General features: G+C 43.4%; 12 protein-coding genes. 2 read left to right on the top strand and 10 right to left on the bottom strand.

The annotated features are described in order from the left end of the window. Positions 1-27: 27 nt before the first annotated feature. Positions 28-777 (top strand): SDR family NAD(P)-dependent oxidoreductase, encoded by a 750-nt coding sequence (locus B5Y40_RS28890; RefSeq protein WP_079690374.1) that lies wholly within the window; start codon positions 28-30, stop codon positions 775-777. 194 nt (positions 778-971) lie between these two features. On the opposite strand, the gene B5Y40_RS28885 is transcribed toward B5Y40_RS28890, so the two are convergent. From B5Y40_RS28885 to B5Y40_RS28865, 5 genes are all read right to left on the bottom strand, one after another. Beyond that, positions 972-1,751 carry a glycoside hydrolase family 16 protein gene (locus B5Y40_RS28885; RefSeq protein ID WP_079690373.1) on the bottom strand — a complete coding sequence of 260 codons (780 nt, stop codon included), beginning with the start codon at positions 1,749-1,751 and terminating at the stop codon, positions 972-974. A 79-nt stretch (positions 1,752-1,830) separates the two neighbouring features. Continuing rightward, positions 1,831-2,952: a family 16 glycosylhydrolase gene (locus B5Y40_RS28880; RefSeq protein WP_079690372.1), complete on the bottom strand. Its 1,122-nt coding sequence runs from the start codon at positions 2,950-2,952 to the stop codon at positions 1,831-1,833. A gap of 69 nt (positions 2,953-3,021) precedes the next feature. After that, on the bottom strand, positions 3,022-4,443 hold the full coding sequence (locus B5Y40_RS28875) for a PKD domain-containing protein (RefSeq protein WP_079690371.1): 1,422 nt from the start codon (positions 4,441-4,443) through the stop codon (positions 3,022-3,024). A 23-nt stretch (positions 4,444-4,466) separates the two neighbouring features. Beyond that, the gene (locus B5Y40_RS28870; protein ID WP_079690370.1) at positions 4,467-5,945 is read right to left on the bottom strand and encodes a RagB/SusD family nutrient uptake outer membrane protein; all 1,479 of its coding nucleotides are present in this window, start codon (positions 5,943-5,945) and stop codon (positions 4,467-4,469) included. A gap of 3 nt (positions 5,946-5,948) precedes the next feature. Then, complete coding sequence (locus B5Y40_RS28865; protein WP_079690369.1) at positions 5,949-9,032, bottom strand: SusC/RagA family TonB-linked outer membrane protein; 3,084 nt, start codon at positions 9,030-9,032, stop codon at positions 5,949-5,951. A 251-nt stretch (positions 9,033-9,283) separates the two neighbouring features. Here B5Y40_RS28865 and B5Y40_RS28860 point away from each other — a divergent pair, with 251 nt between their 5' ends. Next, on the top strand, positions 9,284-12,217 hold the full coding sequence (locus B5Y40_RS28860) for a ligand-binding sensor domain-containing protein (RefSeq protein ID WP_159453838.1): 2,934 nt from the start codon (positions 9,284-9,286) through the stop codon (positions 12,215-12,217). Between the two features lie 69 nt (positions 12,218-12,286). Here B5Y40_RS28860 and B5Y40_RS28855 read toward each other — a convergent pair whose 3' ends face one another. The 5 genes from B5Y40_RS28855 to B5Y40_RS28835 form a co-directional block, all read right to left on the bottom strand. Next, positions 12,287-14,641 (bottom strand): carbohydrate-binding protein, encoded by a 2,355-nt coding sequence (locus B5Y40_RS28855; RefSeq protein ID WP_079690368.1) that lies wholly within the window; start codon positions 14,639-14,641, stop codon positions 12,287-12,289. A gap of 316 nt (positions 14,642-14,957) precedes the next feature. Further along, on the bottom strand, positions 14,958-17,276 hold the full coding sequence (locus tag B5Y40_RS28850) for a glycoside hydrolase family 3 N-terminal domain-containing protein (protein WP_079690367.1): 2,319 nt from the start codon (positions 17,274-17,276) through the stop codon (positions 14,958-14,960). A 152-nt stretch (positions 17,277-17,428) separates the two neighbouring features. Beyond that, positions 17,429-18,301, bottom strand: a complete 873-nt coding sequence (locus B5Y40_RS28845; protein WP_143785986.1) for a PKD domain-containing protein — start codon at positions 18,299-18,301, stop codon at positions 17,429-17,431. Positions 18,302-18,318: 17 nt separating this feature from the next. Next, positions 18,319-19,857 carry a RagB/SusD family nutrient uptake outer membrane protein gene (locus B5Y40_RS28840; protein ID WP_079690460.1) on the bottom strand — a complete coding sequence of 513 codons (1,539 nt, stop codon included), beginning with the start codon at positions 19,855-19,857 and terminating at the stop codon, positions 18,319-18,321. Positions 19,858-19,872: 15 nt separating this feature from the next. Continuing rightward, complete coding sequence (locus tag B5Y40_RS28835) at positions 19,873-23,016, bottom strand: SusC/RagA family TonB-linked outer membrane protein (protein ID WP_245840876.1); 3,144 nt, start codon at positions 23,014-23,016, stop codon at positions 19,873-19,875. Positions 23,017-23,135 lie beyond the last annotated feature (119 nt).

Here is a 23,135-nt window from a genome sequence, read left to right as displayed (position 1 = left end):
GGTTATTCATACATCCCAATAACATTCATGAACACAACTACAGCTAAAATTGCTATCGTAACGGGCGGGGGCTCTGGTCTTGGCCTAGCGATTGCCCTTAAATTTGTTCAGCAAAACATTCGCACCATCATCACCGGACGCAATGAAGATAAGTTAAATCATGCAGCAAAAGAGCTTGGAGACCTATGTATACCGCTACCTTTCGATATGAACGATCTTTCACTGATTCCGCAAAAAGTAAAGTATATACAGGAGACGTATGGAACTATTGATGTATTGGTGAACAATGCCGGAATCAATCTAAAAAAAGATTTGATAGACGTTACGGATGAAGAATTCCAAAATATACTTCAAACCAATGTGTTGGGTGTATTTGCAATAAGCCGTGAAGTCGCGAAAATCATGTCAACACAATCTCATGGCTCTATTATCAACATCAGTTCAATGGCATCGCAGTACGGTATACCCAAAGTGATTGCCTATACAGCATCCAAAAGTGCTATAGAAGGAATGACGCGCGCCATGGCTGTTGAACTTTCACCGGCAGGCATTCGCGTCAATTGTATAGCACCCGGTTTTATAGCGACAAAGATGTCGGCCACAGCACTCAACAACGATCCGGAAAGAAAAGATCGTGTATTAAAGCGAACCCCCATGGGCAAACTCGGTATACCTGAAGATATAGCAAACACTGCATTCTTCCTCGCCTCCGATGCATCTGCATTTATTACCGGCACGGTGATACCGGTGGATGGAGGAAATTCAATTGGGTTTTAAGATCTATAGCTTTTTAAATCATAAGCTTTGAGCTGTGAATTTACAGGCAGCTTCTCCTGCCTGCTGATTAGTAATCTATATACCTATATGTATAGCTCGTGAACCTCGCTCCTATGTCCAAAAGTCTATCCTAATTAGGTACAGAGAATTCGTAATCCGTAACTCACAGCTCGTAGCTCAAAGTACGTAACGCGCTACTGATAAACACGCACATAATCTACCACCATGCGCTGCGGCCAGATGTTTGGATCTATACCTTCTTTTCCACCCCAGTTTCCACCAACTGCAATATTCATGATGAGGTAAAAGGGTTGATCGAATGGCCATCCTTTGTAGTCATCCTTCGGATTGCGGGGCACGGAATGATATACTCTATTGTCTATGAGAAAATCCATTTTATTCTCACTCCAATCAACGGCATATACATGAAACGCATCCTGTGCATCTGGTATAGTAATCTTGCCTTCCTTCTGCGTTTGTTTAATGTGATTATAGGCTTCCGTATGAATTGTACCATGGATAACGCCAGGGTCATATCCTACATGCTCCATGATATCGACTTCTCCGCTTGCCGGCCATCCACCATATTTCCAATCGGTAGACAGCATCCATATAGCGGGCCAGGTTCCTTTACCTTTTGGTAACTTCGCTTTTACCTCAATGCGAGCATACTTCCAATCACCTTTTTTCTTTGAAATAATGCGTGAAGATGTATAGGGTTTATTTCCTAAAGAATCACGATGCGCTTCAAGGATGAGCTGCCCGTTTTCTACGCGTACGTTCTTAGATTCTTTCGTATAGTATTGTTGCTCATTATTTCCCCAGCCATCTTTGTCACCTATATCATAGGACCATTTAGTTGTATCCGGGGCACCGGTATATTCGAACTCATCACTCCAGACAAGTTTCCGTCTGCTTTTACTTGCTGACACTAATAGCAGCAGGCAAACTGATAAGGTTAAAATCAAACGCATAGTATTATGGTTAAAATGAGTCTTTACTTATACCTATATAGGCAATCGGATAAAGACATATAGTTTTTATTTGATCCGGCTATTGAAATATCCGGATATAGTCTACAACCATGTGTTGAGGAAAAGATGTGGACGCATCCGGATTTCCGGGCCATTTTCCTCCTACAGCTACATTAAAGATAAAGAAGAATTTCTCTTGAAACTCACTTAGTCCTGCTGGTGTGGTATCGATAACATTGAATTGTACATCATCTACATACCAGGTAATTTTTGAAGCTGTCCAGACAATTGAGAATACATGAAATTGATCGTTAAAAATTCCACTGCTCAATTTATAGGATTTACCATAATCAGCATGGTTGCCACCTTCATCCCAATGGACTGTACCATATACTGTATTATCTTTACCTGTGCCACCTACCAATTCCATAATATCAATCTCACCGCACTTCGGCCAGCTTACCGTATTTATATTCTCGCCTAACATCCACAGTGCAGGCCATATACCTTGTCCTTTTGGCAAGGCTGCACGAATGTCCACTCTGCCATACTTGAATGTTTTCTTTCCATTTGTGATAATGCGTGACGATGTATAGTTACTGCCTTGAAACGATTCCTTCTTGGCCGTGATAATCAGATGACCATCTTTTACGGTAGTATTTTCGGGGCGATAGTATTGCAATTCATTATTTCCCCAACCGTTCGTGCCGTTTCCGATTTCGTGTGTCCAGTCCGTTGTATTGAGCGTTGCTCCGTCAAACTCATCTCGCCATACCAGGGTCATACCATTATAGGTTTCCGGTGTGCTATAACCTGTAGTGGGAATGATAACCTCACCACTATTCGATCCAACGACAACAGTCACCTGCTTCGTCTGTGAAACAAAATCTGAGTTTGTAACGTGTGCCTGAACCAACACTGTGTACGTTCCGGATGATGCATAGGTATGCGTTGCTTTACCATCGGTCACTTTCAAAGGTGTTTCCGAAGTACTTTCACCGAAATATATAGTATAAAAGTTAACATTAGTGGCCGATGCAGCAACCGATACAAGCCCTGAGCCGTTGTCACTTACGGTAACACTCACCTGAAGATTCGATGGCAATGTTAACTGCTGATCTTCATTATCTCCTCCACACCCCATACATACCACCATAGCGATGAGTATATATGTGAATGATGCTTTCAGTCTTTTTATCATTTGATCTACTTTTCAATGTTTAAAAATATCCTGGAGAACAAATTCATTCTCCAGGATAGTATACCCAGCTTACTCTGGCAATAATGAGAAATCGTCTATGAAGAAGATACCACCTGTAAAGATTGCTTCTCCGCCAATCTGTACCACTACTTTATCGAAATCCTCGCGTGCAGCAAATGCACTGAAGTCGAATGTCAGTTCAAGCCATTTATCGGTTTGCAGGTTTTTCTGAATCACCTCTGCCTGCGTTGTATATGCGTTCCCACCCAGTTCCGAGTTCTGTAATTTTACAGAAACTTGTTTTTGCAGTGTATTATACGTCTGCCATGATTCACCTCCTGTAGTGGTATAATCATTATAGCTTGGAATAAACACTTTCAATTTGAATACATGCCGTGTACGGATATCCATTTTGTAATCCAGCTCTACTTGTACGTTAGCGTATTCACCCTCGGGCCCATTGGCCTTCGTATACTTTCCAACTTTTGCAGATTCGTTAATGGGTACAGGCGCGGGGTTATCGTACGTTACGATCGATCCATTACCATTGTTCACAAAGGTAAAGTTGCCGGTGCCATCAAAATTCTGATATATATCTTCGATTTTATACTCTGGTGGATCAACAGGTTCGGTATACCCCTCCGGTATCAGGCGAAGATACCATGCAAAAGCGGCATTCGCAGCATCCGTATAGCGAAGGAAAAGTTGGTTCTCTTCAATGACCAGGATTTCATATGTTGTTGTTCCTGTATAATAACCAATGAATCCTCCGGTAGAGATATTCAGGAATTGTTTTCCATTCGTTTCAGAAACTGACCATGTCAAATCCGTTGGTGCCGTGAACGGAGCAGTGAAATCACCTTTATTCGCGTATGAACCTGGAAAATTACTGGCCTGTTGTGTATTGATGAATACATCGCCATTTGTAGTTTGCGTATAGGAGAAAGCTGCAAGCTTGAAAGTATATTTATCATCATACAAACCCGCACCCTCCTTTTCATTAGCACCGGCCTTATACCAATCCGGGGCGCTAGACTCAACGGGACCTAATCCAAGGTGTGCCGCTTTGAGGGCGTCCACTACCCATGTCTTTCCGCCCGGAGCACTATTGCCACCCGTTAACATATTATATACCGGTATATCCAATAATGTTGGGTCTGTTTCCGCAATGTCTACAGTTTGGGAATAAGATATACTCCCACCGGCCGTATACACTGTAAGTGTAACATCATACGTACCTTTCACTGGAAAAGTACCTTTTACGTTATCACCTTGAGCCGTTGTACCATTGCCAAAGTCCCACTTCTTTAAAAAAGCAGAAGATGTAGCTGTGAAATTTAAGATGTTGTCATTTTCAGTGCTGGGTGAAAATGTGAAGGCTGCATCCGCTTCGGTCGGTACCTGCCCGAGCTCGGCATCGTCTTCCTTACAGGCAAACAGGAATACTTGTATACTCAGTATCCACAGAATGTTATATATTAATTTCTTCATAACTATATTTTCAAAGGTCTGTATTAATAACCATCATTTTGAATCCATCCTGCTCCGGCCAAGTCAATCTCGTCTTGTGGAAGCGGGAACAACTCATTCTTACCCGTCTGAAATCCCTGAATCTCAGTCGCTGCTCTGCCTGTGCGCACGAGGTCAAAGAAGTGAAGGCCTTCGCCTGCAAACTCAACTCTGCGCTCATGATATATAGCTTGCGTCAATGCTGCGCCTGAAAGATTTACCGGATCCATATCAACACGGTCTCTTACTTCATTCAGATATTGTCTGGCCAACGCATCGTTGGGAGATGCTTTACGGTTGTGTGCTTCTGCCGCCATCAGCAATACGTCTGCATAGCGAATCACCTTATGATTCACTGGACTGGTAAGATCATCATCACCAGCACCTAGCTCATCGGCACGCTTGATATATTTATTATTATAGAAGCCGGTATGACCACCACCACCAATAACATATTTTACGGAAGCAGGATCTTCCTGACTATTTTTAAAAGCCTCTATATCCAGGATCGAAGCTGCGAGTCTTGGATCACCTGTTTCAAATTCATTTACCAAATCCTGTGTCGGTAAATTATAGCTGTTACCATCACGGTATATAGGGCCTTCGTATCCACGGATTCCATGAAAACCCACGGCCGCAAAACCTTCGAGGCAAACAAAGCATCCATACCCTCCGCCTTCTATACCTACATATTCAATATCGAATACTGTTTCGCTATTGCCTTCATTCACGACTCTGAAAAGTGTGCTGAAATCACTGAACAATTCATAAGGACCTTCGTTGATCACGCGATCCAATACTTCTGCTGATTCTGTGAATTTATTCTGGTATAGATATACTTTTCCGAGTAATGCCAAAGCTGCACCTTTCGTGATTCTTCCTTTTACAGTAGTTGTCCACGCAAGTGTCTCAGCCGCAGCGGTCAGATCTTTTTCAATCTGTGCATATACTTCTGCTGCAGGTGTACGTTGCTGTGAAGCAATTTCACTTGATGAAAGTCGCTTGTCGATGATCAACGGTACATCGCCAAAGAATTTTACAAGTTCAAAGTAATAATACGCGCGAAGAAATGCAGCTTCTGCCAGAATTCTTTCTTTACCTTCAAATTCCAGTTTGTCTTTATTCTCGTAGATATAGTTTACGCGTGTGATACCGGTATACATCCAACGGAAAATGCTTCGTAACTCGTTGCTTACACCACCGTGTGTCATCGCATCGATTTGGTGAAGTCCTTCGCTATCCGTAACACTTTCACCACCTGCTATAGAATTATCTGAAGCGATCTCGCCGATCCAGATATCAAGATAGGATGTCTGCATCAGGTCGTATGCACCGGTAAGGGCGCGTTCATAATCGCTGGCACTCTTAAAGAAGTTATCTGCATCGATTGAATACTCAGGATCAATGTCTACATAGTTATCGCAGCTCAACGACATCGAGGTAATCGCTGCAATTAATATTGATGTTTTAAAGAAATTCTTCATGGTTTAGAAATTAAGATTTAAACCTGCCATAAACGTTTTTGCCTGTGGATAGAAACCATAGTCTATACCCGAAACGACTGGACTGGATGTTGAGAAATCCGGATCGTATCCTCTATACTTCGTAAAGGTTGCCAGGTTGTTTACGGCTACATATACACGCAGCTTACGCGCACCTATTTTATCGGTTAATGTACCCGGCAAGGTATAGCCCAATTGTATATTCTTGATTCTTGCGAATGACCCGTCTTCAACAAAGTAATCGGAGATTACACCGTTGTTGTTGGCAGCTGTTGTCAACCGTGGGTTTTCATTGGTGGAACCCGGGCCTGTCCAACGCTCCATTTTATAGGACAGTAAATTTGCCAAAGGCTGTTGACGCTCGTAGTTACGAAGTATATCATTGCCAATAGATGCATATAGTGTGGCCGAGAAATCTATTCCCTTGAAGCTCATGCCCACATTTATTCCCATGATCACATCCGGAATCGGAGAACCAATTATAGTCTTATCGCTATCATTGCTGAAGTTGATTGTTCCACTATTATCATTATCAACAAAGCGAAGATCACCGGCTTGCGCACCGGCTTGTGTTATCCCACGTTCCGTAACTTCCTGCGCTGATTGGTATACGCCATCTGTTTTATAGCCGAAGAAATATCCCATTGGGTATCCTACCTGCATACGTGTAGCCGTTCCACCGCCCACACCGAAAGCACCAAATTCATAGAAGTCAACACCTGCAGGCAACGCCGTTACCTTGTTGCGTATAGTAGTAAGGTTGTAACCGATGTTAAAGCGGAAGTCGTCTCCTATAACATCGTTGTAGTTGATTAAAAACTCGAAGCCTGAGTTCTGAACATCACCACCGTTAACCCATGGCGGGCTGCTTCCTGCACCATACGCTCCTGATATAGCAGATATATCTGGCTGGAACAGCAGGTCGTTTGTTTTCTTTATATAGTAGTCCGTAGTGATCTCTACTTTACCATTCAGTAAATTCAGATCTATACCAAAGTTGGTTTGCTTTGTAGTTTCCCATTTCAGATCCTGGTTACCCAATGTACCAATGGCTACACCATTCACGAGTTGGTTATTGAATGGATATACACCTTCGCCTCCAAGCAATGCTCTATAGCGGAACAAGCCGATCTTGTCGTTACCGGAAACACCGTAGCTCGCTCTCACTTTCATAAATTCGATGAGGCCGGTATTGAAGAATGATTCTTCTGATACTACCCACGCTGCAGATACTGCCGGGAAATAACCAAAGCGATTATTCTTACCGAAGTTTGAAGAACCGTCTCTGCGGATAAGCGCTGATAAAAGATATTTACTTCCATATCCGTATTCAGCACGAGCGAAATATGATTGCAGTCTGCTTTCATTCTGCCACGAAGATGTACTGTTCAATAAATTGGTACCATCTGTTGCAGATATATCTGCGAAGTCATTTGAATTATAGGGCACATTATATCCTGTACCGGTAAGGCTCTTGTTTACATCCGCGAATACCGATGCACCAAGTGTAGCTTTCACTTTGTGAAATTCCTGGAATGTTCTGTTATAATTGAGGAACGCTTCCAGGTTATAGTTAAAATATGAGGTGCGTGTTTCTGTAACGTTATTATATATAGGTATACTTACACCCGTGGCGATTTCAGTAGTGCGTGGATCGAGGGCTGCGTTCAACGCTGTATTCTGTGCTTTGCCTGATCCGTAATATACCAGCGGGCTAAACGTCTTATCGTCTACAATCGCATAGTTATATCCTGCACGACCTGATAGTTCAAAATTATTGTTGATCTTATAGGTAAGCTCTTCTTTTCCTACGATCTTGTTTACGTTCGACTCATTAAAGGTGTTGGAGATCTGTGCCAACGGGTTAATCACTTCAGCAACGTCTTCGAGGAATGCATAATCGCCAGAACTGGTATACGGTGTTGCTACCGGAGAAGCATTTATAGTATTGAACAGAACGGAAGATATACCATTCTCAGCAAGCGTCTTTCTCCTCTCATTTGTATAGAGCATAACGCTTTGCAACGTTACTTTGGGAGCAAGCTCTGTAGTAAAATTCAACCGCGCATTGTAGCGTCTATAGCCTGCCTTTGTACCGCCTACTATGCCTTCCTGATTCAGAAATGAACCACCTATGGAGTATGTACTTTTTTCAGAACCACCATTTAAATTCAAATTATAGTTCTGGATCGGAGCATTTTGAAATACTTCATCTTGCCAATCAGTACCATTACCAACATTAGCATTTAAAAAAGGAGGTGCTTGTCCACCGGCTGCAAACGCTTCGTTTTTTAATATAGCAAACTCACGAGCCGTAAGTAGGTTGAGTTTTTTTGTTGTTTGTTGAACACCATAGTATCCGCTAAACTCAAGGCTTGGCTTTGTGTTTTTTCTTCCTTGCTTGGTCGTTACAATGATCACACCGTTCGCTGCGCGTACACCATATATACCGGCTGAAGCATCTTTCAATACGTTGATCGATTCAACATCAGATGGATTCAATGCATTTAATCCATCGGAAGAATACGGAACACCATCCACCAGTATCAGTGGATTGTTATCACCATTCGTTGAGAGCCCGCGGATGCGGATGTTCAACGCACCTCCCGGAGAACCGGAAGCCGAAGAAATCTGAACACCGGCCGCCTGACCTTGCAACGCCTGATCTATGCGCACGGGGTTCAGCGCAGTAAGTTGCTCACCATTTACAACGGATACGGATCCCGTGAGCTCTTTCACGGTGGTTGTTCCATATCCAATCACAACAACTTCTTCCAAGGTTTTGGTATCCGGCACAAGCTTGATATCGACCGTAGTCCTTCCGCCTACAGCAACTTCCTGAGGCGTATATCCAATAAAGCTGAGTACCACAATGGCATCAGGAGTTACACTATTTAAAGAGTATTCACCATTTGCATCCGTCACTGTTCCCTGCGATGTTCCTTTAATAAGGACGTTCACGCCTGGGAGTGCCTGATCATTTTCATCTGTCACGCGCCCTTTTAAGAGGCTTTGGCCGTATCCGACCAGTGACAGCGTCATTAAGAGCGCCAGTAGTTTTGTTTTCATGCGTTAAAAATAATTTGGTTAAGTAGTGCACTTGTTTGCGGATAGATTCAAACCGAAAACGTTTGAGTGCTGTGACAAACTTTGCAAGGATCGATGCGGAATTCAATATTCTGACCCCAACAATACTACATCAGGTGGGCCGTTAAGGCTACATCAAAACTACATCAACAAAGCAGAAACATTAATTTCAGTGGATTTCAAACGATTTGGTAATTAGATTTGACACAACATCAATGCTCCTTAACCTCATCATGAACAGGACCTCACCTTTCCGGATGCGCTGGCTCACTTCAATTTTCCTTGCCGGGATTCTGCTTCTTCCGGCCATGCAGGTGTTTGCACAGTCCTCACTTTCCGGACTTCCCTTTACGCGAAATTTCCAGCCCATAGAATACAAAGCCGGCATTCAGAACTGGGACATCGCGCAAAACCGGCAAGGGCTGGTTTACATCGCCAACAATTTTGGGTTGCTGGAATTTGACGGAGACCAATGGCAAGTGTACGGCGTTAAAAACGGAACGAAGGTCCGGAGTGTGGCCATTGATAGCCGCGGACGGATTTATGCTGGTGGCCAAGGTGACTTCGGTTATTTCTTTCCGAACGACCGCGGTCAGCTCACCTACATATCACTGGCCGATAGTCTTGAAAAGAAATTCAGGAATTTTGATGAGACCTGGAGCGTCTACATTGACAACGACAAAGTGTATTTCTGTACGTTCACTAATATATATGTGTACGATCAACATACGTTCACGATCATCCAGCCTTCAAACGCCATCGACCATTCGTTTTTGGTTAATCGTCAACTCTATGTTAACCAACCTTCGGTTGGGCTGGGAGTTTTGGAAGGCAAGGATATACGTTTTATAAAAGGCGGTGATTTTTATAAAGGAAAGAGTATTGCTGCCGTATTACCGCTTCATGACAATCATTTACTGATTGCAACTTTCCAGGAAGGTATCTATAAATATAGTGAAGGTATATCTCAGCCTTGGCGGGAAGACTTGCAGGCTTTCCTCAAGGGATCGATCGTAAACTGTGTGATCCGGTTACGAAACGGGAACTTTGCTGTAGGTACGCAGAACAACGGATTACTGATACTGGATCCGGATGGCGCTATACTCACACAGTTCACCAGCGGCCGCGGTATAGAGACTACCACCGTACTTAGCGTATACGAAGATGATCTCAACAATTTATGGGTAGGACAAAACAACGGGCTAGCGTATGTTGAGTTAGGTTCTCCCTTCACATTCATTAACAAACAGATCGGTCTGCCCGGATCAGGGTATACCGCTTACCTGCACAACGCCAAGCTATATCTCGGTACGAATACCGGAGTATATATGCGTGAGAAGAATGGAAAGTCAGATTTTAAACTGATCGACAATACACGGGGCCAGGTATATCACATCGGTGAGTATGCAAATAATTTACTGATCGGTCATCACAATGGTGCGCTTCGTCTGCAAGAGCCTGGTGCGGCGCATCTCTCCTACGAACCAGGCTCCTGGATCTTCCATCCTTTGAAGGATCATCCTGCTACATTGATCGAAGGTGTATATGCGGGATTGCAAGTATATGATATGGTAAACGGCCAATGGAAGTTCCGAAAAAAATTGCGCGGCTTCGAAGAGTCCTCGCGGGTTATGGCGCAAGATCCATCTGGCGATCTGTGGGTTACGCATGGCTATAAAGGCGCCTATAAAATTAAATTGAGCACGACTCTCGACAGCATCACCGGTGTTAAATTTTATGGCGAGGATAAAGGATTCCCTTCAAATTTACTGATCAACGTTTTTAAAGTGCGGAATGAATTACTCTTTACCAGTTCCAGTGGTGTTTACAAATATGATCCGAAAGCTGATCGATTTATACCGGATGATTTCTTTTCGACACGCCTCGGTAAAACGGATCAGGTTTGGTTTATACGGGAAGACGCCATGGGGAATATATATTTCATCAGTAAAAATCACATTGGTGTGTTCCGGAAGAATTCATTGGGAGAATATATATTGGAAGAAAATGTCTTCAACAAGATCAGAAAGTATCTTAATGATGACTTGGTCAGTATAGCTATTCTTCAGAATAACGAAGTGCTCTTCGGAGCCAAGGATGGTTTCATTCACTATGATCCCACGATGAAAGCAGACCGCACCCTGATCTTCCAGACGCTGATTCGGAAAGTGGGCACCACGTACAACGGTGACTCTACCCTGTTTTTTGGAAATTATAGCGTGCATGATTCCATCACCGGAGAACAACAGCTGGAATATCAACCGGAGTTACCTTACAAAAGTAACTCTATGCATTTTACATTTGCGGCTACATCTTATGAAGGAAACGCAGATCTCACGTATCAATACTACCTGGAGAACTACGAAAAAGATTGGTCGGAATGGAATACCAAAACATTGAAGGAATATACCAATCTAAAAGAAGGCAACTATATATTCCATGTACACGCCCGCAATGTAAATGGCGAGATCAGTCGTGAAGCAACGTACACATTTACTATACTTCCACCCTGGTATCGTTCCGTCTGGGCATATTCGGTGTATGGCATTTCCATCATTGCGCTTCTGTTTACAGGCTTCAATTTACTGGACCGCAAATATCAGCGGGAGCAAAAACTATTGGAGCAAAAGCAGCAGGAAGAACTAAACCAAAAAGATACCGCGTTGGAAAAGCTTTCGCAGCAGTCGCATGAAGAAATAACGCGGCTTCAAAATGAAAAGCTGGAATCGGAACTTCAACACATGAATAACGAACTGGCCACATCCACTATGCATCTGCTGAACAAGAATGAATTTATAACCGGAATCAAAAACCAGCTTGCGCATATACTCAAGAAAAACGGAAATGAAGATGTAAAAAAAGAACTGACACAAATCACTCGCAACATTGAGCAGAATATTTCTGCAGATGCTGACTGGGAACATTTTCAATTTCACTTCGATCGCGTTCATGGTGATTTTACGAATCGCTTTAAAGCAGCGTTTCCTACCTTAAGTCCGCAGGAAATAAAACTAAGTGCCTATTTGCGCATGAACTTATCCTCGAAGGAAATAGCGCAGTTGCTTAACATCTCCGTTCGTGGCGTGGAAATCAGTCGGTATAGGTTACGGAAAAAGATACAGCTCGATCGAAATAAAAATCTCCAGGATTTTATTCTAAACTTTTAACGTCCGCAAAATTAAAAGTGTCAGGCACTCTACCTGACACTTTTTTGAATTACTGGTATAACTGACGTTTTACTCCACCACAATTTTCTTCGTTACAATCCGCGTGTTGGTTTTCATTCGTACAATATATATTCCGGATGAAAGTTTATTTACAGGCAGTACATCCTTCACCTCCGACTTCAGAATGGTCTTTCCGGATGTTGTGATAATACTTATTGTACCTGGCTTCGAAACGCGTATGGTAAATATACCCGACGATGGATTCGGATATATATCAAGACCATCTGTTTCCGCGGCCGGTGCCGATGTATCAGTTTCCGGAGCAGCTGAACGTGCACCTGAACCGGTACCATAACTAAAGGCCTCCCATCCTGATATAGTGGTTCGCGAACACGTCATGGCAGCTGCACCGTTTTCAGAAGATATATATCTTCCATTATTTCCCCGAAAGGATACTTTACCATCAGGATTTACCACCCAGTCAAATTTCTCCCAATCACCTATGGTGGTACGACTACACGTAATGGCAGCAACTCCATTCTCGGATGAAACATATTTACTCATGCTGCGCAACGCAATCTTACCCGCACCAGCATCCACTACAGTAAATTGTTCCCAGGTTCCAGGCGATGGACGATTGCAGTTCATTGCTGTTGTTCCGTTCTCTCCGCTCACATAGAGGTTGTTGATGCCGCGAAGCCAGATGGTTTGTCCTATAGGTGCAGATGTACTATTGCCCGTTACCCGAAACCAGTTGAGGTTAAATCCTCCGGCAGTAATTGCTATACCTACCTCTTGCGATCCAGCCGGCAGTTGAACAGTATGCGATATAGTCTGCCAGGTTTGCCAGCCGCCTGTGGCCGGCACATTGATTGTTCCATACACGGCAGTGCCGCCAAACTGTTCGAGACGTATAGCACCACCGCCACTCTGGCTCGCCACACGATACTCAACGGTATAGGTACCCGCTGTCGGCACATTAATCCGAAAACCCAGCCAATCACCAGCATCGGTATACCCTATATTTTGGCCACCGCCTGTATCGGTAGTGGTCTCGGTTTGTATACCACTCATTGAACAATATCCTTCTGCCTGAATGGTTGCCGGTACAGAAGTATAATTACCCGAGCAGGATGAAGAACTTCCGCGCCTCGGATCAACAGCCGCTAACGGCCCGGAATTCACTACGGTGTTTGCAAACTTTATATTATTCAATACACCACTCATCGCCGATACACCATCGGTGAGATAAGGAGGCCCTACAATTCTTCGTAGTGCTGCATTCGCAGAAGAACTTGTTCGCTTGTATGTCCAGTGAGCCCAACCTATACCATTTGCATTTAACTTGTCTACATTTTGCCGGAGCCATTCATCCGAGTTCTCTCCGGTCTCACCAACCCATACGGGTACATTATGTCGCGTTCGGAATTCAGTCAGATTTATAAGTCGGTTAATCTGGTTGGGATTTCCATCACGGATATAGTCATCTCCTTCCGCAATCCAGTAGCGGTGCGCGTTGTATACCAAGTTAGAGTTGTTCGTGAACGTATAGGGCTCCAGGTAATCATAATTATTTCCCCAGCCATTTCCTTCCACCATAATTAAATGTGTATCACCTAAAGCACGTATAGCATTGATAAGACGATTCGTAAGTGCATGTATACTTTGATTTTGAGGAACGTTATTCGGCTCGTTGATCAAGTCCCAAAAAGCAACTGTGTTGTTATTTATATACCGGGACACAATCTTTTCCCACAGCCGAACGGTCATGTCCTGAAAAATTGTTCTGTTCCAGAGATCATTACCGACAAGAGCATCCGATATATTTGAATCTGTTCCCTGTGCTCCAGGAGCAGCGTGCAAGTCTACAATGACATACATGCCGCGTGCAGCACACCAGTTCAAGCAGTTTTCAAGCGTTCTGAATCCTTCCAGGTTAGGATCAACGAAAAGCTGATTGTTATTATACCACGTGGTCAATGAATTTATATAGTTTGTATAGTTTCCGGAATTTCGAATCACGTTGTTTCGTGCTGTTCGCTGTGCAGCCGTTAAAAATAAATCGTAGTGCATAGGGATACGCACGCAATTGAATCCCTGATCAGCGATCCAGTTAATATCAGCTTGGGTAATAAAGTTATCACGCCAACTTTGATAGAAAGCTTCTACCTGTGCTTCAGTTTGGCCCTGATCGTAAAGTCTTTTCTTAAACGATCCTTGTGTTCCTCCGCTATTCGGATTTAACATATAGCCTTCTTGCAAAAGCCATCCTCCCAATCCAACTCCTTTTAAAATTACTTCCTGGTTGGAAGCATTTACAATACGTGTTCCATCCGCCCGAAGACGGCTTTGAGCGTTCGCCTGTACAAGGCCCAGCAGCAATAACAGAAACAATGTTCTCCTCAGTAAAACTTGTAGCATCATGGTTTATTTGGGTTTAATGAAAAAGTGTGTAAACGTCATTTTTGTATCAATTCAAACGTTTACATGAAAATACCAACAACCTCCAACCAACTCTGCAAAAGCGAATACACTTCAGCCTCTACAATACGTTTCCGACATACGTCCTCACTACGTCAGCATAGATTTTTCAATTGAGGATCAAGACTTTGAATGATGAGGGATTCATCCTGAAAGTATATATAGAGATATAAACTCCTGGAAATGAAGAAGCCGTTTCGATGAAACGGCTTCTTTATAACAAACATAAAATAAGATACTACTGAAAGGCGTTTCGTCATTAAAACGTTTTGCCTTCGCTTAATGTAAATTTACTTTTTAATGTACCAACATTTACTTCGTAGTCACCTTTCTCAACGGTCCATCGCAGATCTTTTGCGACAAACGCTATATCTCGAGCCGCAATTGTAAAGGATACCTTTTTTGATTCACCAGACTTCAATGAAATCTTTTCAAAGCCACGAAGTCGTTTTACATCCGGTGTTACCGAGGCATAGAGATCGGAAATAAAAAGCTGTACCACTTCTTTACCTTCACGTGCTCCGGTATTCTTTACCGTTAGCGAAATAGTAACTTTTTCAGCAGGCGATAATGTTGTCTTGCTAAGTTGAAGATCACTGTATTGAAATGTAGTATAACTTAAGCCAAAGCCGAAAGGATATTGAACCGCAAAGTCGGATTCATAATCATATACACCTTGCATTTTATTTTGTTCTTCCGATGGCTTGTGGTCATAGGTAACCAATGTATTCGCATACATCGGATAAGTATAGGGAAGTTTACCACTTGGATTCACATTACCATATAGTACATCCGCTATAGCATCACCGCCAAAGTTTCCAGGCAGGTATGACTGGATAACGCCTTGTAATTCTTTTTCAATAGAACTGATCAAGCGCGGGCGGCCTTCGTTCAAAACCAGTATAACGGGCTTGCCTGTTTTGATTAAAGCTTTTGCCAAGGCTAACTGATTTTCAGAAAGTGTGAGATCATGAAGATCCCCTGGCTTCTCGGTATATGAATTCTCACCAGCACAAAGAATAATATAGTCAACTTTAGCAGCAGCTTTCACTGCAGCCTCTATATCTACATCCTTCTCTTCCCAATATTTACCATCGTCTTTATAGGCTACACCTTGTACAAAGGTGATGTTGTCTTTACCACCTTTTTGTTGAAGCGCTTCGAGAATGGTGTTATACTTTCCGGCAAACTCATTTACCCTTTCACCCTGCCAAGAATAAGACCAGCCACCATTCAGTGCGCGCATTGAATTTGCATTCGGTCCGGTGACCAATATTTTAGCATTTTTCTGTAACGGCAAAACGCTATTGTTATTCTTGAGAAGTGTTATTGCTTCGGAAGCTGCTTGATAGGCAGATTGTTCAAAAGCTTTGCTCCCAAACTCCGGATAATCTTTATAGTTTGTCACCGGTGTTTCAAACAATCCAAGTTCGAACTTCAGGGTTAATATCCTGCGCACAGCATCATCGATACGACTCATTGGCACTTCACCTTCTTTTACCAATGCAATCAGGTAATCACAGAATTTAAAATTATAGGGGATCATCGACATATCTATACCGGCATTGATTGCAAGCTTCACAGCTTCCTTCGGAGATGAAGCTACTTTATCACGTTCATACAGGTTATCTATATCTTTCCAATCTGTAACGGCTACACCTTTGAAACCAAGTTCTTCTTTCAAGAGTTTAGTCAAGATAGTATAGTCAGCATGTACAGGTATACCGTTGATCAAACCGGAGTTGATCATTACTGACCGTGCCCCTGCATCGATCGCAGCTTTAAAGGCAGGTATATGTCTTTCGCGAAGTTCAAGCTCTGGTATAAAAGCAGGCGTTCTGTCTTTGCCAGACTGCGTAACCTGGTATCCCAGAAAGTGTTTTATGGTAGACGCTACACGGTATGGATTTTTTACTTCATTACCTTCGCCTTCATATCCATCTACCATCTGCTTGCCAAGTTCAGAAGTAAGGTATACATCTTCACCGAAGGTTTCCCACAAACGCGGGAAGCGTGCATCACGCCCCAAGTCAAGTACAGGCGAAAAATTCCAGGGTATAGAAGATGCTCTTGTTTCATAGGCACAAATTTCCGCACCGCGTTTTACCAGCGCGCGATTCCAAGTTGCAGCTTGCGCAATCTGCTGTGGAAAGAATGTAGCGCCCGCAGTATAGGTTGTTCCATGAATAGCATCTATACCGTAAATCACCGGAATCTTCAAACGCGTTTCCTTCGTTGCGACTTCCTGTAGCTGGCTGATGATCTCATGCCATTTCTCTACAGTACGGGCGCGGTTGTTGGCGGTGTTAAGAACCGAACCAAGTTTATAGTCAACGAGTGCTTTTCTTACGAGCGCCATGTCCAGTTGCAGTGGCTCATCACTTACGTATTCATTTTTACCTTTTGTGATGACATCAAGCGTGACCTGTGCCATTTGTCCAACTTTTTCTTCCAGGGTCATTTTCGCTAACAGCGCTTCCACCTTTTCATCTATAGGAACAGGTCTAACAGGTGCTTGTGCCTGGAATAAAAAGATCAACACTACAGAAAGGCAACAGGTGCCCATAATTTTTTTCATATACTATACAGGTTAAGTTTTATAGGCTTGTCAGGATTACGATCAGCTATTAATTGAAACAAGCTGCCAATGATACACTGGCAGCTTGTAATTGCAAAGGGAACCGAAGTTATTTTGTTCCGCAAAATCTCTTTGTTTCGCGGAACTGATTTTTACTTTGTTCCGCGGAATTCTATGTTATCAATAGATATACCAGTAGTACCTAAATTGGAACCACCTGTTCGTATGAAAAGATACACCGTTCCACTTTCAGGGAATGATACTACACCTCCACCGGTTCCGGCACATGACAGCGATGATAGTTTACCACTGAATGCAGTCTTACCACATCCCGCCCAGGTATTTAGTCCCAGGCGTGTACCGCCATCGTTGTAATCCTTTCCGTCTACCGGGGCAGCAGTACCTACATATACTTCAAACCACACATCCGTAGCACCGCTTCCGGATACGTTCATATCTACTTTATACTTTTTACCACCTTCTACTTCAAGCGTCTGATATATACCGGCATGGCCACCGCTTCCACCGCTGGCAATCATTTTACCATCCATGATACCAAAGGTAACTGCGGGATTATAGGTTACAAAGGTCCATTTACTTTCATCACCTTCATTCATCTTACCACCTACTACCAGGTTTCCTGCCGCAGGGTCGGACGTATCTACCGTGAATGATTGCGTAGAAACCGCTGAGATTCCCCCTCTTCCGAAAGCTTTCAATGCTATACTATATATACCTGCATCCGGATAAAAAACAGTATCTATAGCCTTGCCCAATGTTTTTGGAAAACCAACGCCATCACCTTTGTCCCATTGCACACCAATCAAATCAGTTTGATCTGCCTTGAATACATAGGTGTTGTTTCTACCTTCTACCGGTGTAATCGTAAAAGAAGCCGAAACACCTGGGTCGCTTAAGCCGTTGCCATCTTCAAATTCCTCAGGCTGGCATGCTGTCAATACTGCTATCGTTACTATACTGAACCATAGCGAGTATACCTTCATTTTATTATTCGTGAATTTCATACTTGTCTTTTTTGATTTTATTTGGTGCCACCGTACTCTTTGCTTTGTTCCAGTTTCGTATTGTTCAATTCGTTTAATGGAATTGGCAAGATCTCATGTTTACCTGCAACAAATCCGCGGTCACCCAAAGCAGCAGGAGCATCACCCCAACGCACCAGGTCAAACCAGCGATGTCCTTCACCTGCAAGCTCTAGGCGTCTCTCTGTTTTTATATTCTCAAGTGTTGCAGGAACAGCAGCGAGTCCTACACGCGCACGAACTGCATTCAAAAGTTGCCCGGCTCTGTCGAGATCACCACCACCCCGTACCAGTGCTTCGGCTTCCAATAAGTATGTATCTGCTAATCGGATCTCATACATATTCTGTGGGTAGTTCAATTCTGGCGCACCCGCTGCACCCACTGGTGTATTTGATTTTCTTCCTGCAAATTTTTCGAGGAAGTAACCTGTATTCTGCGCACCAGGAGTATAGTCAGCTATACCATATTGCTTGAGGCTATCGAGGTTTGCTATAGTATATTTATAGCGTGGATCATAATGAATAGCATCAAATAAACTTTGTGTTACCGGGAAATAACTCCAGCCTGAAATATAGTCTGGCGCGTTCGCAGTTTTAGTAGTATATCCTCTTGGTCCTGCCATGATGTTCAGGATATTACCTTCTGTACAGGCAATGCAACCCCAACCACCAGCCGATGTACTGGTATAGCCTACTTCGAAAATTGATTCACTATTAAACTTAACATCGCTTGTTGATTTCCAGAGATCGCCAAAATTAGCAACGAGGTTATAGCCATACGTTGGGTTTACCTGTCCGGGAGTAGCGCCGTTAACTTCGCGAAGTTCTGCTGCGGCTTCCGCCCACTTCTGCTCGTATACATATACTTTACCAAGCAGCGCATGCGCTATGCCTTTTGTAATACGGCCTCCTTCGGTTGCTGCCGGAACGGTGTTTGGAAGATTCGGTTCGTCAATAGCAGCTTTCAGATCGAGTTCAATTTGTGCATATACTTCTTCCGGTGCAGCCTGTACTACACTATACATTTCATCAGGCGTAATCGTTTTGGTAGAGAGTGGTATATTTTTAAACAAACGAACCAGATCGAAGTAAAAATGAGCGCGTAACACAAGTGCTTCAGCAGTATACCTCTTCTTCAGGCTTTCGTCCATCGGTACATCCGGCAGCTTCTGAAGCAGTGTATTTGCTCTGAAGATTCCCGAAAACCCTTTTTTCCAAAGATCTTCCTGAGGACCAACCGCTGGAGTAAGCGTATAGTCAGACCATGACGTAAATGTTTTATCACCGGTTCCTTCACCTCCACCCAAGTGATCATCGGATGCCGCTGATGTAGCACCAACTTTCGTAGTCAGGTTACCACCTTGCCAGCCCACTACATCGTATACCGCTATCAGACCATTGAATGCCTGCTGCTGGTTTTGATAATAGTTTGCTTCGAGGTCAAGACCTTTGGGCTTTACTTCCAAAAAATCATTACAAGATGTCAGCGGCTGCAGCGCTACTGCGATAACAGCCATATACTTTATATATCTTTTCATACTTTTCTTCATCGTTTAAAATCCAACCGTTAAACCCACCATAAAGGAACGTGCTTGCGGATATATACCACGATCTATACTCATGGTGCCTCCACCAATTTCCGGGTCGTAGCCGTTATACTTGGTAAACGTTGCGAGGTTCTCGCTCATCACATATATTCTTGTTTTCTCAAGACCTGCCTTGGCAACCAGAGCCTTCGGTAAAGTATAGCCGATCTGCAGTGTTTTGATGCGGAAATAATTTCCATTCTTCAAATAGAAATCAGAAGGATTGTTCAGGTTATTGTTCGGATCATTGGTTATGAGCCGAGGATATGTATTCGATGTCCCAGGACCTGTCCATCTGCCCAGAGCTTCTGTCTGCCAGTTGGAACTTGGAATACCAAAACGTCTTAGTCCCTGGAAGATCTTGTTGCCTGCAACACCTTGAGCAAACAATACAACATCAAATCCTTTATAGGCAGCACTCAATGTAAATCCGAAAGTATATTTAGGCATCGGGTTGCCAAGGAACTTGCGGTCATTCTCATTGATCACGCCATCACCATTTATATCTTCCCATCTGAAATCACCCGGACGAGCGTTGGGCTGAATTTTCCCTTTTGGACCAACATACGCTTCTATTTCTTCTTGTGTCTGGAATATACCTTGTGTCTGGAATCCATAGAATGAATTATAGGTATGACCTACTTCAGTGCGTGTTATACTATAGGCACTTCCCTGGAAACCGGCATTACCATCTGTGAGGAATTCTATACCATTGCCGAGAAACGTAACTTTATTTTTGAGATAAGAGAAGTTACCATTGAATCCAAGGTTCACTTCACCAACTTGTTTACGCCATCCTAATTCCAGTTCTATACCACTGTTCTCCATATCAGCAACATTGGCTGCAGGGTTGGATATAGCGCCCACATAAAAAGGTATGCGTGGGTTTTGAAGTATATCTTTCGTAGCCTTCTTATACCAGTCGAATGTAAGTGTGAAATCTTCCAGGATCGTTGCTTCGAAACCGATGTTGGTAGAAGTCGTTTCTTCCCAACGCAGATCCGGGTTAGCCGGTGCATTCGGACTGAAACCATTCAGGTAACTTCCTGATGTTCCTATAGTATAGTTCCTTCCACTGCCAATCGTTGAGAGGAAAGAGAAGTTGCCAATGTTATCATTCCCTACAACGCCATAGCTACCGCGTATCTTCAGGAAATTAACTACGTTGTTTTCGATCCAGAAATTCTCCAGTGATGGGACCCATCCCAGAGAGAACGATGGAAATATACCGAAGCGGTAATTTTGTCCAAAGCGTGATGATCCATCTCTGCGAACCAATGCGCTCACCAGGTATTTTTCTTTATAGTCATAGTTCACGCGCGCGAACAACGAGCTCACGGTATGGTCTTGTCCTTCGGAAGCATCGGAAGTACGTTGCGTTGCCGGCACTTTATAGTTAAAGGAAGCGTCATCAAAATTATCAGCAGGTATACCATTAAAAGTAACGCGCGTCATTTTCGTATTATCATCCAGGTATGCGCCTTGGCCTATAAGAGCCGTCACGTTATGATCACCAATGGATCTGGTATAGGAAATTGTATTCTCCAGGTTCCAGTCGAGGCGTGTATTATTTTCTCTGCTGAATGAATTCTGCGAAACAATGTTTGAAGAGTTCAGGAAATATTCCGGTGTGAATGACTCATTACCATAGAAGGCAAGTTTTGCACCTACGGTAGATCTGAACTTCAATCCAGTTACAGGTTCTGCTTCCAAAAAGAAGTTACCAATAATGTTGTGTGCCCAGCCATAGTTGCCTAATTGTTTTGAAATATAGGCGAGCGGGTTTGTCATTTCCTGGCCAACTGTAGTGGAAATGCCGTACGGATTTCCATTCTCATCTCTGCGTACAGGATTATTCGCATATAGCGGTAAACTTGCTACTGCAGGATCTGTAATAACAGCAGGAGTGATAGGATCAAGATTAATTGCTGAACTCAATGGTCCACCAAATTCACTGTTGGTATTACCGAGCCCTATAGACTTATTATAGGCATAGCCCAGATTTTGTCCGATCGTTAACCATTTTTTCGCTTTATGTGTAGAGTTCAGGCGAATATTGAAACGCTTATACTTCGATATATCTGTAGCTACTATGCCTTCCTGGCTTAAGTATCCGAAGGAAGTATAGAAGGTAGACTTCTCATTTCCTCCGCTGATGCTGAACTCATGGTTCTGACGTTTTGCACTTTTGTTGAAGATCAATGATTGCCAATCTGTGCCTTCACCATACGACTCAGGATTTGCATACGGCAACGGGTCGCCATTGGCAGCCGCAGCTTCGTTACGAAGTGTTGCGTATTGTGATGCATTCAGCAGGTCAAGTTTTCGGGCCGGTTCAGATATACCATAGTATCCGTTGTAATTCATCTTCAGTGTACCGGCTTTTCCTTTTTTGGTTGTAACCAGTATAACACCGGCGGCCGCACGTGCACCATATATAGCTTGTGATGCGGCATCTTTCAACACTTCAATAGACTCTATATCGGATTGATTGAGATATCCTATACCTCCATTGTCGATGATCACACCATCTACTACCCAAAGCGGCTGATTGTTTCCACCACCATCGCGGTTGAAGGAAGTTATACCCCGTAGGCGTACCGTTGCGCCTTCACCCGGTTGCCCGGAATTGGCAGCGATGGTTAGTCCGGAAGTCCGGCCCTGCAACGCTTGCTCTATACGGTTGATCGGCATAGACTCCAGGTCTGAAGCTTTCACACTCGAGATCGATCCGGACACTACACTTTTCTTTTGTGTTCCGTATCCCACTACCACTACTTCATCTAGTGTAGATACATCAGAAGCCAGTAGTATATCAATGGAACTTCTTCCTGCTACTGGCACTTCTGTTTTAGCATATCCAACAAATGAAAAGATCAGTATAGCATCGGAAGAAGAAACCTCCAATGAGTATTTTCCGTCACCATCCGAAATGGTTCCGGTACTGGTTCCTTTCAACACCACGTTCACACCAGGCAGCAGTTCACCTGTTTTTTCATCCTTTACTGTTCCGCTTACCACTTGCTGCGCGTGTGCATAACTGCAAGCGATGACGAAGCACAGCATGAGGAAGTATTTAATCTGCTTCCCACTCTGTAGAAATTCTCTCATAGGTTTAACATTAAGGTTAATTGGGTTAAAGTGTCACGAATACGTTTGCTATTTCAGTGAAACAGAAATCGTTTCCGGATTAAACCAAAAGTATATGTACAACCATGCGTGAATGAAAA

It is taken from the genome of Ohtaekwangia koreensis (assembly GCF_900167975.1).
Lineage (GTDB): Bacteria > Bacteroidota > Bacteroidia > Cytophagales > Cyclobacteriaceae > Ohtaekwangia > Ohtaekwangia koreensis.
The sequence above is the reverse complement of the archived record's forward strand: the minus strand, read 5'-3'. Positions and strand labels throughout refer to the sequence as shown.

What these genes read in the sequence shown, in the direction of transcription:
- B5Y40_RS28885 (WP_079690373.1), bottom strand. Translation starts at nt 1,751, where the DNA reads ATGCGTTTGATTTTAACCTTATCAGTTTGCCTGCTGCTATTAGTGTCA.
- B5Y40_RS28860 (WP_159453838.1), top strand. Translation starts at nt 9,284, where the DNA reads ATGAACAGGACCTCACCTTTCCGGATGCGCTGGCTCACTTCAATTTTC.
- B5Y40_RS28835 (WP_245840876.1), bottom strand. Translation starts at nt 23,016, where the DNA reads ATGAGAGAATTTCTACAGAGTGGGAAGCAGATTAAATACTTCCTCATG.
- B5Y40_RS28840 (WP_079690460.1), bottom strand. Translation starts at nt 19,857, where the DNA reads ATGAAAAGATATATAAAGTATATGGCTGTTATCGCAGTAGCGCTGCAG.
- B5Y40_RS28865 (WP_079690369.1), bottom strand. Translation starts at nt 9,032, where the DNA reads ATGAAAACAAAACTACTGGCGCTCTTAATGACGCTGTCACTGGTCGGA.
- B5Y40_RS28850 (WP_079690367.1), bottom strand. Translation starts at nt 17,276, where the DNA reads ATGAAAAAAATTATGGGCACCTGTTGCCTTTCTGTAGTGTTGATCTTT.
- B5Y40_RS28855 (WP_079690368.1), bottom strand. Translation starts at nt 14,641, where the DNA reads ATGATGCTACAAGTTTTACTGAGGAGAACATTGTTTCTGTTATTGCTG.
- B5Y40_RS28875 (WP_079690371.1), bottom strand. Translation starts at nt 4,443, where the DNA reads ATGAAGAAATTAATATATAACATTCTGTGGATACTGAGTATACAAGTA.
- B5Y40_RS28880 (WP_079690372.1), bottom strand. Translation starts at nt 2,952, where the DNA reads ATGATAAAAAGACTGAAAGCATCATTCACATATATACTCATCGCTATG.
- B5Y40_RS28890 (WP_079690374.1), top strand. Translation starts at nt 28, where the DNA reads ATGAACACAACTACAGCTAAAATTGCTATCGTAACGGGCGGGGGCTCT.
- B5Y40_RS28845 (WP_143785986.1), bottom strand. Translation starts at nt 18,301, where the DNA reads ATGAAATTCACGAATAATAAAATGAAGGTATACTCGCTATGGTTCAGT.
- B5Y40_RS28870 (WP_079690370.1), bottom strand. Translation starts at nt 5,945, where the DNA reads ATGAAGAATTTCTTTAAAACATCAATATTAATTGCAGCGATTACCTCG.